This window comes from Pseudomonas sp. AC016 (genome assembly GCF_979253365.1).
In genome coordinates, this window is sequence record NZ_CEEDCC010000001.1 from 2105177 (window position 1) to 2120780 (window position 15604).

17 protein-coding genes and 1 other RNA gene are annotated in these 15604 nt (G+C 58.0%); 6 read left to right on the top strand and 12 right to left on the bottom strand.

The window, feature by feature from the left end:
- Positions 1-83: 83 nt before the first annotated feature.
- Positions 84-441: RNase P RNA component class A (gene rnpB / locus AC0IXS_RS09305), an RNA gene on the bottom strand.
- Positions 442-529: 88 nt separating this feature from the next.
- Positions 530-1399 (bottom strand): 16S rRNA (cytidine(1402)-2'-O)-methyltransferase, encoded by an 870-nt coding sequence (gene rsmI, locus AC0IXS_RS09310; protein ID WP_004881514.1) that lies wholly within the window; start codon positions 1397-1399, stop codon positions 530-532.
- A gap of 274 nt (positions 1400-1673) precedes the next feature.
- On the opposite strand from rsmI, the gene AC0IXS_RS09315 reads away from it, so the two are divergent.
- The 4 genes from AC0IXS_RS09315 (at position 1674) to AC0IXS_RS09330 (ending at position 5150) form a co-directional block, all read left to right on the top strand.
- A complete protein-coding gene (locus AC0IXS_RS09315) occupies positions 1674-3488 on the top strand; it encodes a penicillin-binding protein activator (protein WP_057407901.1) in 1815 nt (604 codons plus the stop codon).
- Positions 3488-3859: a YraN family protein gene (locus AC0IXS_RS09320; protein WP_163033584.1), complete on the top strand. Its 372-nt coding sequence runs from the start codon at positions 3488-3490 to the stop codon at positions 3857-3859. Before AC0IXS_RS09315 ends, AC0IXS_RS09320 begins: the two co-directional genes overlap by 1 nt.
- A 122-nt stretch (positions 3860-3981) precedes the next feature.
- Complete coding sequence (locus AC0IXS_RS09325) at positions 3982-4575, top strand: phosphoheptose isomerase (protein ID WP_025996304.1); 594 nt, start codon at positions 3982-3984, stop codon at positions 4573-4575.
- The gene (locus AC0IXS_RS09330; protein ID WP_004881518.1) at positions 4572-5150 is read left to right on the top strand and encodes a BON domain-containing protein; all 579 of its coding nucleotides are present in this window, start codon (positions 4572-4574) and stop codon (positions 5148-5150) included. The genes AC0IXS_RS09325 and AC0IXS_RS09330 overlap by 4 nt, the downstream gene beginning before the upstream one ends.
- A 49-nt stretch (positions 5151-5199) precedes the next feature.
- Here AC0IXS_RS09330 and AC0IXS_RS09335 read toward each other — a convergent pair whose 3' ends face one another.
- The 7 genes from AC0IXS_RS09335 to rplM all read right to left on the bottom strand — a co-directional run bounded on the left by AC0IXS_RS09335 (position 5200) and on the right by rplM (position 10153).
- Positions 5200-5622 carry a ClpXP protease specificity-enhancing factor gene (locus AC0IXS_RS09335; RefSeq protein WP_057407897.1) on the bottom strand — a complete coding sequence of 141 codons (423 nt, stop codon included), beginning with the start codon at positions 5620-5622 and terminating at the stop codon, positions 5200-5202.
- Between the two features lie 17 nt (positions 5623-5639).
- A complete protein-coding gene (locus tag AC0IXS_RS09340) occupies positions 5640-6257 on the bottom strand; it encodes a glutathione S-transferase N-terminal domain-containing protein (protein WP_025996306.1) in 618 nt (205 codons plus the stop codon).
- A 224-nt stretch (positions 6258-6481) separates the two neighbouring features.
- On the bottom strand, positions 6482-7261 hold the full coding sequence (locus AC0IXS_RS09345; protein WP_057407895.1) for a cytochrome c1: 780 nt from the start codon (positions 7259-7261) through the stop codon (positions 6482-6484).
- Positions 7258-8472: a cytochrome b gene (locus tag AC0IXS_RS09350; protein ID WP_471824448.1), complete on the bottom strand. Its 1215-nt coding sequence runs from the start codon at positions 8470-8472 to the stop codon at positions 7258-7260. The genes AC0IXS_RS09345 and AC0IXS_RS09350 overlap by 4 nt, the downstream gene beginning before the upstream one ends.
- Positions 8472-9065 carry a ubiquinol-cytochrome c reductase iron-sulfur subunit gene (gene petA, locus AC0IXS_RS09355; RefSeq protein WP_057407892.1) on the bottom strand — a complete coding sequence of 198 codons (594 nt, stop codon included), beginning with the start codon at positions 9063-9065 and terminating at the stop codon, positions 8472-8474. Before petA ends, AC0IXS_RS09350 begins: the two co-directional genes overlap by 1 nt.
- A gap of 252 nt (positions 9066-9317) precedes the next feature.
- Positions 9318-9710 (bottom strand): 30S ribosomal protein S9, encoded by a 393-nt coding sequence (gene rpsI, locus AC0IXS_RS09360; RefSeq protein WP_004881524.1) that lies wholly within the window; start codon positions 9708-9710, stop codon positions 9318-9320.
- Positions 9711-9724: 14 nt separating this feature from the next.
- Complete coding sequence (gene rplM, locus AC0IXS_RS09365) at positions 9725-10153, bottom strand: 50S ribosomal protein L13 (protein ID WP_004881525.1); 429 nt, start codon at positions 10151-10153, stop codon at positions 9725-9727.
- Positions 10154-10646: 493 nt separating this feature from the next.
- On the opposite strand from rplM, the gene AC0IXS_RS09370 reads away from it, so the two are divergent.
- Positions 10647-11543, top strand: coding sequence for a GlxA family transcriptional regulator (locus AC0IXS_RS09370; protein WP_161987313.1), 897 nt, complete (start codon positions 10647-10649; stop codon positions 11541-11543).
- A 75-nt stretch (positions 11544-11618) separates the two neighbouring features.
- On the opposite strand, the gene zapE is transcribed toward AC0IXS_RS09370, so the two are convergent.
- From zapE to AC0IXS_RS09385, 3 genes are all read right to left on the bottom strand, one after another.
- Positions 11619-12713 (bottom strand): cell division protein ZapE, encoded by a 1095-nt coding sequence (gene zapE, locus AC0IXS_RS09375; protein WP_137202289.1) that lies wholly within the window; start codon positions 12711-12713, stop codon positions 11619-11621.
- 61 nt (positions 12714-12774) lie between these two features.
- On the bottom strand, positions 12775-14124 hold the full coding sequence (locus tag AC0IXS_RS09380; protein ID WP_057407889.1) for a tryptophan--tRNA ligase: 1350 nt from the start codon (positions 14122-14124) through the stop codon (positions 12775-12777).
- A gap of 27 nt (positions 14125-14151) precedes the next feature.
- Complete coding sequence (locus AC0IXS_RS09385) at positions 14152-14781, bottom strand: alpha/beta hydrolase (protein WP_191953816.1); 630 nt, start codon at positions 14779-14781, stop codon at positions 14152-14154.
- Positions 14782-14925: 144 nt separating this feature from the next.
- Here AC0IXS_RS09385 and AC0IXS_RS09390 point away from each other — a divergent pair, with 144 nt between their 5' ends.
- The gene (locus AC0IXS_RS09390) at positions 14926-15360 is read left to right on the top strand and encodes a Z-ring associated ZapG family protein (RefSeq protein WP_025996312.1); all 435 of its coding nucleotides are present in this window, start codon (positions 14926-14928) and stop codon (positions 15358-15360) included.
- Positions 15361-15604: the final 244 nt, after the last annotated feature.

The window sequence follows — 15604 nt, forward strand, 5'->3', positions numbered from 1 at the left end:
GAAGTTAAAGTGATTTGTGAGGTTTAAGATTTTTTTGGTCTTACGAAGGGATTTTGCTGCTGAAAAACGAAGGGGAGAAAAAGGTGGAGAGTCGATCTGTAAGCCGGGTTCTGTCGAGGACAGTCATTCCTCTACGACGGCCATCACTGGACGCCTTTAGCAACCTACCCGGTTCCAGCGCGGGCCACGCCTAGGAACCCTATTTGGTCTTGCTCCGAGTGGGGTTTACCTTGCCACGAACTGTTGCCAGACGTGCGGTGCGCTCTTACCGCACCTTTTCACCCTTACCGGCACCGAAGTGCTTAGGCGGTTATTTTCTGTGGCACTTTCCGTAGGCTCGCGCCTCCCAGGCGTTACCTGGCACTCCGCCCTATGGAGCCCGGACTTTCCTCCCCCCCTTGTTGCGGAACAACAAAAGGCAGCGACTGTCCAATCGACTCTCCGCCGACAAGGTTAGCGGCACACGCCATCGAGAACAAGCTTTAAAAGCTTGCATGGCCTGTGTGAGCCATTGAAAAACCGGCATTTCTCACTCTTTCTGCTTGTCCAGCGCAACCTGATAGAGCAGATTCTTACGCACCCCGGTGATCTCTGCAGCCAGCGCCGCAGCGCGCTTGAGCGGCATTTCCTCAAGCAGCAAATCCAGAATCCTGCGTGCCTCGGCGCCGATCACATCCTCGTCTTCAGGCGGCGTCCAGCCTGCGACCAGTACCACACACTCACCACGCTGCTGGTTACTGTCCGCCTCGACGAAAGCACGCAGCTCACCCAATGGCAGACCTTTGAGGGTTTCGAAAGTTTTGGTTATTTCACGGGCCAGCAAGGCCGGACGATCCGCACCGAACACCTGCTCCATGTCCTGCAGGCATTCCAGAATGCGATGCGGTGCCTCATAAAAGATCAGCGTACGCGGCTCTTCTTTTACCTGCTCGAGCCTGGCCTTGCGTCCGACCGCCTTGGCGGGCAGAAACCCCTCGAAGATAAAGCGATCCGACGGCAGCCCTGCTGCGGACAGCGCGGCAATCAAGGCGCAGGCACCCGGCACCGGCACGACAGGAATACCCGCAGCACGCGCCTGACGCACAAGGTGGTAGCCAGGATCGGAAATCAACGGCGTGCCCGCGTCCGAAATCAGCGCGACATCATCCCCGGCCAGCAATCGGGTGATAAACCGGCTACCCTCATCACGCTCGTTATGCTCATGGCATGCGGCCAGCGGTGTGGATATACCGAAGTGTTGCATCAGACGCGACGAGTGACGCGTATCCTCTGCCGCAATCAACGTAACCTCACGCAGAACCTTCAGCGCCCGCACGCTCATGTCATCCAGATTGCCGATAGGTGTAGCCACCACATAAAGCGAACCAGGGGTGGAATTCGAAGCAACCGGGACAGTCAAAGCGCAGACCTCATGTTTATCAGGCAGGGTGTCGTAAAAGACGCATTGTACAGGCAACGACCTTGATCAGCGGTTTACGCATCAGGGAAGCCTATAAAAAAGGAGTAAGGACGCATGATCTTTGTTAAATGCCGCATAGAAATGCTTGGAGCAATGATCAGGATTGTCGGGTAGAACGCCCCGTCACAATCAATATCACACCTTCGAAGTCGCGCCCCGGCCAGTGCTTGGGTACAATTCGCCGTTAATTCGCTCGAGTATCAGGAACACATCAATGATCGCCTGCCTGCGGCTGTTCTCTGCCCTCTGCCTCGCTGCCCTTCTCGCAGCCTGTGCCAGCTCGCCCTCGTCCAGCCTTGGCGAGCTTCCTCGCACTCCTGATGCCAGCATTGAGCAATTGCTCGATCAGGCCTCGGCTGCCAAAACACCTGAACAGGCCGCCACATTGCGTCTGAGCGCTGCCGATCTGGCCAACCGCCAGAACGATGCGGGTCGTGCTGCGCAGATTCTTGCCCAGGTGCAGATGGATCAACTCAAGCCCGGCCTGCAGGTCTTCGCCAGCACGCTGTCCGCTGAACTGGCGATGGGCCGTAACCAGCCCAAGGCCGCCCTGACCGCCCTGAACCACCCAAGCATGCAACGCCTGGGCGAGCTCTCGGTCGAGCAGCAGGTGCGCACCCACATGGTCAAGGCCCGCGCCCTGGAAGCTGATGGTCAGATCCTGCCCGCTGCCAACGAGCGCGTTTTTGCAGGCCCGCTGCTGAAAGATGCCGACGCGGCCGCCAACAACGATGCGATCTGGAAACTGGTTTCCTCGCTGCCCGCCGAACAACTTCAGGCCAACGCGACCGGCGATATGGGTGGCTGGCTGAGCCTTGCGCGCTCGGTGAAAGGTGCAGGCACGCTGGAACAGCAGCAGGCCGCCATCGACACCTGGAAAGCCCAGAACCCGCAGCACCCTGCTGCCCTGCAACTGCCAACGACACTTGCCCAACTGCGCGCCCTGACCAGCGAACCGCTGACGAAGATCGCCTTGCTGCTGCCGCAGGATGGTCAACTGGCTTCCGTTGCAAAAGCGCTGCGTGAAGGCTTCATGGCCGCGCACTACCAGGCTCAGCAGGCAGGTCAGAACCCTCCAGCCATTCAGGTCTTCGACAGTTCGCGCCTGACCTCGATGGATGAGTTCTACCGTCAGGCCCAGGCTGCCGGCGTTCAACTGGTGGTCGGCCCGCTGGAAAAGAATCTGGTCAAGCAATTGAACAGCCGTGAGCAACTGCCTATCACCACCCTTGCGCTCAATTACAGCGATGCAGGCAACGAAGGCCCTCCCCAGCTGTTCCAGTTCGGCCTGGCCGCAGAAGACGAAGCCCGTGAAGTGGCACGTCGCGCCTGGGCAGACGGCAAGCGCAGCGCGGTTGCCATGGTGCCGAAAGGCGAATGGGGCGACCGCGTACTCGATGCTTTCCGCAAGAGCTGGCAAGCCAAGGGCGGCACTCTGATCGCTGCCGAGCACGTTGATCAGCCGGTCGAACTGGCCCAGCAGGTTGCCGATCTGTTCCAGCTGCGCAAGAGCGAAGGCCGTGCCCAGCGCCTGCAAAGCACGGTAGGTACTGATGTAGCCGCACAGCCGAGCCGTCGTCAGGACATCGATTTCATGTTCCTGGCTGCCACGCCGCAACAGGCCCAGCAGATCAAGCCGACCATGGTGTTCCAGTACGCAGGTGACGTTCCGGTCTATGCCACCTCGCACCTGTTCACCAACAGCAACGATCACGCCCAATACATGGACCTCAACGGTGTCCGTTTCTGCGAAACACCGTGGCTGCTCGATGCCAACGATCCTCTGCGCCAGCAAGTGACCGCCCAGTGGCCACAGGCTTCCGGCAGCCTGGGTCGCCTGTATGCGATGGGCATCGACGCCTATCGCCTGGCTCCACGCCTGGGCCAGCTCAAGACCATGCCTGACAGCCGCATCGACGGCCTGTCCGGCAGCCTGAGCATGAACCCTGGCCGCCGGGTCGAGCGTCAACTGCCTTGGGCAGAGTTCGTGGACGGCAAGATTCAGCGCCTGCCGGACACCGCACCTTGATTGCAGGCAACACCCGCCAACAGGCAGGGCGCGAGGCCGAAGCCTACGCCCTGCTGTATTTGCAACAGCAGGGTTTACGCCTGATTGCCCAAAACTGGTTATGCAAACGTGGCGAGCTTGATCTAGTCATGCTCGACGGCGATACAGTAGTATTCGTCGAAGTTCGCTACCGACGCCATTCCAGCTGGGGTGGCGCGGTCGAAAGTGTCGATTTTCGCAAACAGGCGAAGCTCGTTACCGCTGCACAGCTCTTCCTGCAACAAGAGTCAGGCTGGGCCCGCTACCCTTGTCGTTTCGACGTGGTCGCGGTTGAAGGAACAGCAGGCGACTCTGCCCCCTTGAACTGGATCAAGAACGCTTTCGACAGCTGACAGGCACGCAGCGCAGTCATGACCGGCAAGAAGCCATTACCACTACCGATTTCGCTATTGCTTTGCGGGCTGCACACCGGCAAGCCGGGCAGCCGCCGTACGCTCTAATTAAGGTCACATTGATGGACATGCAATCCCGGATTCGCCGGCTGTTTCAAGCCAGCATCGATACCAAGCAACAGGCGATGGAAGTCCTTGCACCCTTTATCGAGCAAGCCAGCCAGGTCATGGTCAATGCCCTGCTAAACGAAGGCAAAATGCTTTCGTGCGGCAATGGTGGTTCGGCAGGTGATGCGCAGCATTTTTCTTCCGAACTGCTCAATCGGTTCGAGCGTGAACGCCCCAGCCTGCCGGCCATCGCACTGACGACCGACAGCTCGACCATCACCTCGATCGCCAACGATTACAGCTACAACGAGATCTTCTCCAAGCAGATCCGCGCACTGGGTCAGCCAGGCGATGTGCTGCTGGCGATTTCCACCAGCGGCAATTCTGCAAATATTATTCAGGCCATCCAGGCCGCACATGATCGCGAAATGATTGTCGTAGCATTGACGGGACGCGACGGTGGCGGAATGGCTTCGCTGCTGCTGCCGGAAGATGTGGAAATTCGTGTGCCGGCGACCGTTACGGCACGCATACAAGAAGTCCATCTGCTGGCGATCCATTGCTTATGCGATCTGATCGACAGCCAACTGTTCGGGAGTGAAGAATGACCCCTAATCGTCTTAGCCTACTGGTTCTGACACTGTGCCTGAGCGTGACCGGATGCAGCTCGGTTATTACCGCAAGTCGCGACAAGCCGATCGAGGATGATCGAGGCACACGCACTTTTGGCAGCAAGATCGACGACTCACTGATCGAAACCAAGGCGGCGGTGAACATCTCCAAGGCCAACCCTGACTTGGCCGAAGGCTCGCACATCGTCGTTACCAGCTTCAACGGTATCGTGCTGCTGGCAGGCCAGGTTCCACGCGCAGACCTCAAGGCCATTGCTGAACAGGCTGCAAGCTCCGTACAGCGCGTCAAGAAGGTCAACAACGAACTGCAGGTCATGGCGCCCTCCTCGCTGCTGGCCCGCAACAACGACGCCTGGCTGACCACCAAAGTCAAAAGCCAGATGATCGCTGATGCATCCATCCCCGGCTCACGCATCAAGGTCGTGACCGAGAACGGCATTGTGTTCCTGCTGGGTCTGGTGACTCAGGACGAAGCCAATCGCGCCACCAATCTGGTGCAGGGCGTGTCCGGCGTGCAGAAAATCGTCAAGTTGTTCGAGTACATCGACTGACAGCCAGACGGCAGACATGAAAAAGGCGATCCTTGCGGATCGCCTTTTTTTATTTCACCACTTTAAGGCTCGGCCTGCCCGTAGGACGAGGCGGCTCGCTGTCTGGCGGCGTGTCGTCGCCGTCGCCGTCGTCCAGCTCGATCTCTTCATCCTCCTCAAGGGAAGGCTCCAGATCGAAAACCATCCCCTGGCCATTCTCGCGGGCATAAATGCCCAGAATCGCACCGACAGGGACGTAAAGGGTATGCGGCACACCGCCGAAGCGGCCTTCGAAACTGACTGCTTCGTTATCCATGTGCAGATGACGCACTGCACTCGGCGAAACATTCAGGACAATCTGTCCGTCATTGGCAAACCCTTGAGGGACCTGCACGGACGGGTACTCCGCATTGACCAGCATATGCGGGGTGCAATCGTTATCAACGATCCACTCATAAAGAGCGCGAACCAGATAAGGGCGACTGGAGTTCATCAACGGCTCCTTAAGCCTTAGCGCATTTCACGTTCGGCGGCAGACAGACTTGCCTGAAAAGCCTCACGCGCAAATTGGCGCTCCATGTAATCAAGCAGCGGCTTGGCAGGCCGCGGCAATTCGATACCCAGAATCGGCAGACGCCAGAGTATGGGCAGTAGACAGCAATCGACAAGACTTTGCTCGTCACTCAGGAAAAAAGCCTTTTCCGCGAACAACGGGGAAACCCCGGTCAGGCTCTCACGCAATTCCTTGCGCGCCTGCACACGTGCCGGCTCCTTGCTGCGCGGATCAAGAATCAGATCCACCAGCCCGCACCAGTCACGCTGGATGCGATGGATCAGCAGACGACTGTTGGCACGCGCCACCGGATAGACCGGTAACAGCGGAGGATGCGGATAGCGCTCATCCAGGTATTCCATTACCACCGTAGACTCGTACAACGCCAGGTCGCGATCGACCAGGGTTGGCACACTGCCGTAGGGGTTCACTTCAATCAGCTGTGGCGGATGACGCCCGGCCACAACATCAATGATTTCAGCGCTGACACTTTTCTCGGCGAGCACAATGCGCACACGATGTGAATAGTGGTCGGCGGGGTCGGAGTAACAGGCCAACCGGTTGGTCACGCCCATGGCGATCCTCCTCGCTTGTTGAAATTTATCGGACAGATTGAAAACCTGCCCACAGAAAGCCTTTTATAAAGAGCGCGACAGGGCAGGTGCTCACTGCGGGCGACACGATAGCTCATTTATGCCCGCTAAATTCTGTAATCTTGCCCCGCTATGCTGTTCACCGCGTATTTGATTCACATTGCGACCGCGATGACGCATTTATGTAAGGCTGGCGTGACACCCGCTCAATGAACATCCTTCCAGTATTCGCGTTTGAGCAGGTAAACGAAGACCAGTAGAAAGGCCAGGTACAGCAGCACATACGTGCCGATACGCTGATGTCGCAATTTGACGGGGTTGGCCGAGTAATCGAGAAAGGTCACCAGGTTCCTGATTTTTTCATCGAACTGCGCAGGCGTCAGACTTCCCGAGCCCGGTACGATGGTCAGTTGATCACACGCCTCATGAGTCAGAGGTGCACCACTCAACGGGTCATATCGTTTTTTGCCATCCTCCTCGATTTGCACTTGCTTGCAGCCGATCACCTGTCGCCCCTGTAGCCCCACCAGCACATTCGGCATTCCCACATCAGGGAAAACCTTATTGTTGACGCCCCAGGGCCGCGCCGGATCCTCATAGAACGAACGCATGTAGCCATAAAGCCAATCGGTACCTCGCACACGCGCCACCAGGGTCAGGTCAGGCGGCGCCGTGCCGAACCAGGTCTTGGCATCTGCCGGCTGCATACCGGTCTGCATGTGATCGCCGATTTTGGCTCCGGTGAATACCAGTTTTTCCAGCATCACCTCATGAGGAATACCCAGATCGTCGGCCACACGCTCATACCGCTGGTATTTGGCGCCATGGCAGCCCATGCAGTAATTGACGAAGGTACGCGCCCCGTCCTGCAGGGCCGCCTTGTCGGACACATCGATATCGATATGCTCAAGCGGTGCCCCACTTTCCGCCGCGAACACGAGCGCTGGCAACGCCGCAAGGATCAACACAGCCAGAAATTTTCTCATGGCCCCGTTACCCTCTCCGGAACCGGCCGCGTGCGTTCCAGCCGGGTGTAGAACGGCATCAACAGGAAGTAGCCAAAGTACAGGCAGGCGCATATGCGCGCCACGACCGTACCCTCCGGCGTCGGCGGCTGAACCCCCAGGTAGCCGAGCGTCACGAATGACACGCAGAACAGGACGAGCGCCAGGCGGCTGATCCAGCCCTTGTAACGCATGGACCTGACCGGACTGCGATCGAGCCACGGCAGCACGAACAGCACCGCAATGGCCGACCCCATGGCCATGACACCTATCAGCTTGTCTGGCACGGCGCGCAGGATGGCGTAGAACGGCGTGAAGTACCACACGGGCGCGATGTGCTCCGGGGTCTTGAACGCGTTGGCTGGCTCGAAATTGGGCTTCTCCAGAAAATAGCCACCCATTTCCGGAAAGAAGAATACCACTGTACAAAAAACGAACAGAAACACCACCACTCCCACCAGATCCTTCAGGGTGAAATACGGATGAAAGGCGATGCCATCCAGAGGCTTGCCGTGTTCATCCTTGTGCTTCTTGATGTCGATGCCGTCCGGGTTATTGGAGCCCACCTCATGCAGCGCAAGGATGTGCAAAACGACCAGCCCCAGGATCACGATGGGCAGCGCCACGACATGCAGCGCGAAGAAACGGTTCAGGGTGATGCCTGACACCAGATAGTCGCCCCGAATCCACTGGGTCAGGTCTTCACCTATCACCGGAATTGCACCAAACAGCGAAATGATCACCTGCGCGCCCCAGTAGGACATCTGCCCCCAGGGCAGCAGATACCCCATGAAGGCCTCCGCCATCAGACTCAGGTAGATCAGCATGCCGAAAATCCATACCAGCTCTCGCGGCCTCTGATAAGACCCATAAAGCAGGCCGCGAAACATGTGCATGTACACGACGATGAAAAACGCCGAAGCGCCCGTGGAGTGCAGCAGCCGCAAAATGGCGCCGTACTCCACGTCACGCATGATGTATTCGATCGAGGCAAACGCACCCTCCGCCGCGGGTGTGTAACTCATCGTCAGCCAGATACCGGTCAGTATCTGATTGACCAGCACCAGCAATGCCAGCGAGCCGAAGAAGTACAGAAAATTGAAGTTGCGCGGTACGTAGTATTTGCTGAGATGGTCTTCCCACATCCGCGTGGCGGGGAAGCGCGCATCGATCCAGTCCACCAGCCTGCCCATTACACGCCCTCCTGATCGACGCCAATGACGATGACCGTGTCCGACTCGTAGGAATACGGAGGAACTGGCAGATTCAGAGGCGCGGGTTGAGACTTGTATACCCGTCCGGCCAGGTCGTAGTGAGAGCCGTGACATGGACAGAAATAGCCGCCCACCCAGTCCTTGCCCAGGTCGGCAGGGGCGACTTCAGGACGGAAGGTCGGAGAGCATCCCAGGTGCGTGCAGATGCCGACCAGCAACACGATATCCGGCCTGATCGAGCGCAGCGCCGGATCGACATAGCCTGGCTGGACTGACGCTCTGGATTCGGGGTCGGACAACTGCCCGGTCAGCTTGCCAAGGTTGTCCAGTATCTCGGGGCCGCGCCGCAGGATGAACACAGGTTGACCACGCCATTCAGCGACCATCTGCTGGCCCGGCTCTATCTTGCTGATGTTGACCTTGACCGGCGCCCCTGCCGCACGAGCCCTGGCGCCCGGAGACCATGAGCCCACGAACGGAATCGCAGCGCCCACAGCTCCGGCGGCACCCACCACGGACGTGGCAGCTACGAGAAAGCGACGCCGGCCCGTATTCACGCCGTCATTGCTCATTCAACCTTCTCCCATCAGCGATCCGGCCTGTCGAACGCAGGCGTCTGTCTGATAACAATTTAGCTGTTATAAACGCTGCCGGAGGGTAAAAACACCCTTCGGCAGACGACCGCCTCAAAAGCACGGCAGGCTGTAAGTCAGACGTTACAGCCCGGTCCTCGCCTGCGCAAAATCGAACAGCTCAAAACCGACCCATAAAAAAACGCCCAACTCGATAAACGAGGTGGGCGTTCTTTTTGAACGAAGAACGAATTAACGCTTCGAGTACTGCGGACGCTTACGCGCTTTACGCAGACCGACTTTCTTACGTTCAACTTCACGAGCATCGCGAGTCACGAAGCCTGCTTTACGCAGCGCGCCACGCAGGGTTTCGTCGTACTGCATCAGAGCGCGAGTGATACCGTGGCGGATTGCGCCAGCCTGACCACTTACACCGCCACCGATAACAGTGACGTAGATGTCGAACTTTTCAACGGTCTCGGTCAGCTCCAGCGGCTGACGAACTACCATGCGGGCAGTTTCGCGACCGAAGAACGATTCCAGAGTGCGGTTGTTGATCGAAATGTTACCAGTACCCGGACGCAGGAAAACGCGTGCGGTTGCGGTCTTGCGACGGCCAGTGCCGTAATTTTGAGTCGCCGACATAATGAACTATTCCGTTAAAACTTCAGTTCTTGGGGCTGCTGAGCAGTATGAGGGTGTACAGCGCCCGCATAGACTTTCAGCTTACGATACATGTCGCGACCCAGCGGGTTCTTAGGCAGCATGCCTTTGACCGCGGTCTCGATCACGCGCTCAGGAGCTTTGTCGATCAGCTTTTCGAAGTTGATCGACTTGATCCCGCCCGGAAAACCGGAGTGTGAGTAGTAGATCTTGTCGGTAGTCTTGGCACCGGTAACGCGGATCTGCTCGGCATTGATCACGACGATGTAGTCGCCGGTATCAACGTGCGGAGTGTATTCCGGTTTGTGCTTGCCACGCAGACGGCTCGCGATTTCGGTGGCCAGACGACCCAGGGTCTGACCAGCAGCGTCGACGACGAACCAGTCGCGCTTAACTGTTTCCGGTTTAGCAGTAAAAGTTTTCATTCTTTATAGCCTCAGGGGCCGCCCTGAAAATGAGACGGCGGATCTTACTGAATAGTGCGTACTTTGACAAGTCAAAGGCAGCCGGAAACAGACGCTATCGGGGGCTCGGGTCAGCGCGTCCGTTCTACGGCAAGATTCTTCGGCAGACGGCGCATCACTTCCACTGCAAAGAGCTGGCGGATTATACAGGCTGAAAAAATAACCTCAACCGGTTTTTCGTTCACGTTCTGTTTATTGCTCAGGACCGCCGTGATGGAGGATATTTGCCGCCTGCCATTCAGCCTTCGGAAGGTCCGCACACCTCGGGTTGCCTGCGACCTGACTGGACACGCCCGAGAAAAAATAAGACGATCCAGCCGTTGATTGACCATTTACCCATATAAGAATAAAGACTATGCCAACCCAACACTCAACGCCTCTGCGGCGCGTCAGCATTCTGGCCACCGACAAGGTGTTCGCCTCGACCCTGATGCAGGCCAAGGACTTTTTCCACCTGGCCAGCCTCAGGTACAGCAGACAACTGGGTCACGGCCTGGTCCCCGCTTTCGAAATACGCCTTGTCAGCCCGGACGGTCAGCCCGTCGGCAGCTTCAGCGATGTCACGCTGCCGGTAGACGGCGACCTGTGCCAGAGCGACATCATCGTGATCCCGGCCTTCTGGGACGATTTCGACGCGCTCTGCCAGCGTTACCCTCAGGTTCTGCCCTGGTTGCGCGAGCAGCATACCCGAGGAGCAGTTCTGTGTGCGGAAGCCACCGGTGTGTTCTGGCTCGCCGAGGCCGGGCTGCTCGACGGCAAGGAAGCGACCACCTACTGGCGCTTCTTCAACCAGTTCGCCGAGCGCTATCCGAACGTGCTGCTCAATCAGGAGAAACACCTGACCGACGCCGACAACCTGTATTGCGCGGGCGGCACCACGTCTGCCTGCGACCTGTACATCTATCTGATCGAGCGGTTCTGCGGTGCAAACGTCGCACAGGCCGTGGCCCGCGACATTCTTTATGAAGTCCGGCGCACTTACTCACCTGGCAGAATCGGCTTCGGCGGTCAGAAGCTGCATCAGGACGTGATCATTCTGCAGATCCAGCACTGGCTCGAGGAACACTTCGCAGACAAGTTTCGCTTCGAAGATGTGGCAAGGGAACACGGCATGAGCATTCGCAACTTCATGCGCCGCTTCCAGACTGCCACCGGTGACAAGCCGTTGCATTACCTGCAACGCCTGCGCATCGAAACCGCCAAGGGTCTGTTGTCAGGCTCGCGCAAAAGCATCAAGACCATCAGCTACGAGGTCGGTTACGACGACGCCAGCTTCTTTGCGCGCCTGTTCCGTCAACACACCGAACTGTCACCGAATCAGTATCGCCAGCAATTTCAGCAGGCCGCCTGACCGGCTGGAACCTGCGGGACGCAAAAACGAAAAAGGCCTGCAATGCAGGCCTTTCCGTATCTGACGTTCAAACCATCAAGGCTTGTGCGCCCGCGACAGAAACTCGTGGGACTGCATTTCCAGCAGGCGGCTCAGCGTGCGCTGGAATTCGAACATCAGTCGACCGCCGGTGTACAAGTCCTTCAGTTCGACTTCCGCCGAGATGATCAGCTTGACGTTGCGATCATAGAATTCGTCGACCATGTTGATGAAGCGACGGGCGATGTCGTCCTTGGAGACGTCCATCTGCTCGACACCACTGAGCAGCACGGCGTGGAAAATCTTGCCCAGTTCGATGTAATCGTTCTGGCTGCGCGGGCCGTCACATAGTTCGCGGAAATCGAACCAGGCCACGTCATCACAGGTGCGCAGGGCGCGAATCTCGCGATTCTCGATCACCAGCACATCGTTCTCGATCGTTTCCGCGCATTCCGGCGTCAGCGCCTTGAAGCTTTTGCGCATGCTGTCCTGCGCCGCTTCATTGAGCGGGAAGTGGAACAGTTCAGCCTGCTCAAGGTGACGCAGACGATAATCGACGCCGCTGTCGACGTTGACGATGTCGGTGTTCTGCTTGATCAACGCGATGGCTGGCAGGAAGCGTGCACGCTGCAGGCCATCCTTGTACAAGCCGTCCGGCACGATGTTGGACGTCGCGACCAGCGTCACACCATTCTTGAACAGCTCTTCCATCAGGGTGCCGAGGATCATCGCGTCAGTGATATCGGACACGAAAAACTCGTCGAAGCAGATCACGCGAGCTTCATCGGAAAAACGCCTGGCGATGATCGTCAGCGGGTTTTTCTCGCCCTTGAGGGTCTTCATCTCTTCGTGCACGCGCTTCATGAAGCGGTGGAAGTGAGTACGGACCTTCTCCTTGAACGGCAATGCGTCGAAGAAGGTATCGACCAGATAGGTTTTGCCGCGCCCTACTCCACCCCAGAAATAAAGGCCTTTGACCAGAGTCGGTTCTTTCTTGCCGAACAGCTTGCCGAACAGGCCGGGCTTGCTGTCATGGGAGGCGATCAGGTCGTCGTACAGGCGCTGCAAATGACGCACAGCATTCTCCTGCGCGGCATCATGGAAAAAGTCCGGGCGCTTGAGATCAGCTTGATATCGTTCTAGGGGCGTCATATTCGTTAGCAAGGCAACAAAAACGGGCCGTCACTGTAACGACGACCCCGGGGAATGGCAATCAGTCCTGTTGAGGAGTGAGTGCCAACTTGAGGGTCTGGATGGCGCTGTCGCGTGCGGCAGCATCGGCAAACACCGGACTGTCTGCCACACAGGCGTCATCCAGCCAGAGGGTGAAACGATCAGCTTCAGTACGCAGATCGAGCTCGCCGCCCTGCTGCAAATGTTTGCTCACTGCACCCGCAGCCTTGCCGTCGGCAAAATTGCGCGACAACAGCAACTGTTCGCCATCGGCCGCCAGCAGACGGAAACGGAAGCTGCCATCGTCTTCACGGAAACTGACGAAACGCGCACCCTTGGCAGCTTTCTTCTTGCCAGTATCGGCACCCTGCACCACGGTACGGAACGAGCGCAGGCCGACCGCCTCGCGCAGCTCGCCGAGGAACGGCGTGGCGACACGACGGGCCTTCTCGGCACCCGCCAGCAGAATGTCTTCAAGATCGGCTGGACGCTCGATCAGACCGAGATACTTTTCACGCTTCTCGGCCAACTCGGCGTCCAGCAACGTGAACAGACGATTTTTCGCCTCACCCCAGCCAAGCCCTTCCAGCAACTCGGTACGGAACGCTGCGCATTCCTCGGGCGTGGAGAAGGCCTGATACAGCGTGAACAGGTGGGAATTGTCCGGATCCTTCGCTTCGCCCGGCGCACGCGAATCAGTGACGATGCGCGAAATCGCATCCTTCATCTCTTTGGCGCTGCTGAACAATGGGATGGTGTTGTCGTAGCTCTTGGACATCTTGCGGCCGTCCAGACCCGGCAGCGTCGCGACACTCTCCTCGATCAGCGCTTCGGGCATGACAAAGAATTCCTTGCCCTTGCCGAACAGGTGGTTGAAGCGCTGGCCGATATCACGCGCCATTTCGACGTGCTGAATCTGATCGCGCCCCACCGGAACCTGATGTGCGTTGAACATCAGGATGTCTGCCGCCATCAGCACCGGATAGCTGTACAGGCCCATGGTGATGCCGGAATCCGGGTCTTCGCCACCTTCGACGTTCTTGTCCACCGACGCCTTGTAGGCATGCGCACGGTTGAGCAGGCCCTTGGCGGCCACGCAGGTCAGCAGCCAGGTCAGCTCAGGAATTTCCGGGATGTCGGACTGACGGTAGAAAGTCACCCGATCAACATCAAGCCCCGCAGCCAGCCAGGTCGCGGCGATTTCCAGACGCGAGCGCTGAATGCGCAGCGGGTCATCGCATTTGATCAGCGCGTGGTAATCGGCCAGAAAATAGAACGAGTCGAAGCCGCTCTGACGGCTGGCGACGATGGCCGGGCGAATCGCGCCCGCGTAGTTACCCAGATGGGGTGTGCCGGTGGTCGTGATACCGGTCAGGATACGAGTGGTCATGGCAGGTCGCTTATCTATGGGCTGCAATCAATTGGAGAGACGCGGCAGGATCAATTCTTTGAGATCGGTCAGCTTGCCGTGAAAAAAGTGTCCGCATTCTGCCACTTTCAGCAGCTCATGGGGACGCTGCAGCGCAGCCGACCAGGCGTAGACCGTTTCCGGGTCGATGACTTCGTCGGTTTCGGGCTGAATCACCGTCAACGGGCAGTTCTGCGGCAGCACACTGTGGTCCTGCAGGCGAGAAGCGGCGGCGGCGACCAGAAACAGGTGCTTGAGTTTTTCGCCTCGTGCTTCGAGCCGGCCGCCCAGATTCGCCGCGACGTAACCGCCGAAGGAAAAACCGAACAGGGTCATTGGAAGATCCGGGTGTTTTTCACGCAGCCATTTGGCGGCAGCCTGTGCGTCATCGATCTCGCCAGGCCCTGCCACCGACGTTCCGGCACTGGCGCCGACGCCGCGATAATTGAAGCGCAGGGTGATCAGGCCTTCGTCCCGCGCAGTGCGCTGTAACGTGGAGACGACTTTATTGAGCATCGTTCCACCCTGGATCGGGTTAGGATGGCAGATCAGTGCGACGCCTCTGGCATCGGGTACGTCCTGATACAGTGCTTCGATCTGGCCCTCGGGGCCATCGATGAATAGTGGGGTTTCGCGCATGAGCAAAAAGAACTCCGTGACCTCGAAATGGGTCAACTCGTCTAGCTGATTGTCTGTGGCTTGCATATCAACGACACGTCGCGGGTATACAGCGCAGGTTCGAGCCGTTAACGTAAAGCAAAGCCGTTTATAGAGGAAGGACTCGTGGAACACTCGCTCTTAGTCTGGTTGCTGCCGACTCTCGCCCTGGTTGCCGGTGTCGTCATTGGTTTCCTGGTCGCACGTCTGCTGCCCAATACCGTTCCGAACAGCACCCAGCGCCAGCTGGATGACATTCAGGAGCGTTTCGATACCTATCAGAACGAGGTGGTCACTCACTTCAACAGTACGGCTAACCTGGTCCAGAAGCTTTCGCAAAGCTACCACGACGTACAGGAGCATCTCGCCGAGGGCGCCAACCGTCTGGCCCTTGATGAACTGACCCGCCAACGTTTGCTGGCCGCTCTGCACCCGGAGGCCAACCAGGCTCCCCGCGACCGCCTGACACCGCCACGCGACACCGAAGCCCCGAAGGATTACGCGCCAAAATCGCCTGACACCCCGGGCATGCTGGACGAGCATTACGGTTTGAAGAAGTAGGTTTTCGGACGGCACTACCAGAAGCCCGCCATTTATCGCAAATGGCGGGCTTTTTTTTGGTTATGGCAGGCAATCGCCGCCAAGGAAAAGTCCTACAACTTTCAAAGAAGCTGGCAACTATATTATTCTCGCACTTACCCCTACGCTCTCCAGAAAACGGGAGGGCGCATGAAAATCATTAGAGTACTGGCAACATGTCTATTACTGGCAGGCTGCGTCCCGGGCGACTGCACGCAAAAATGTT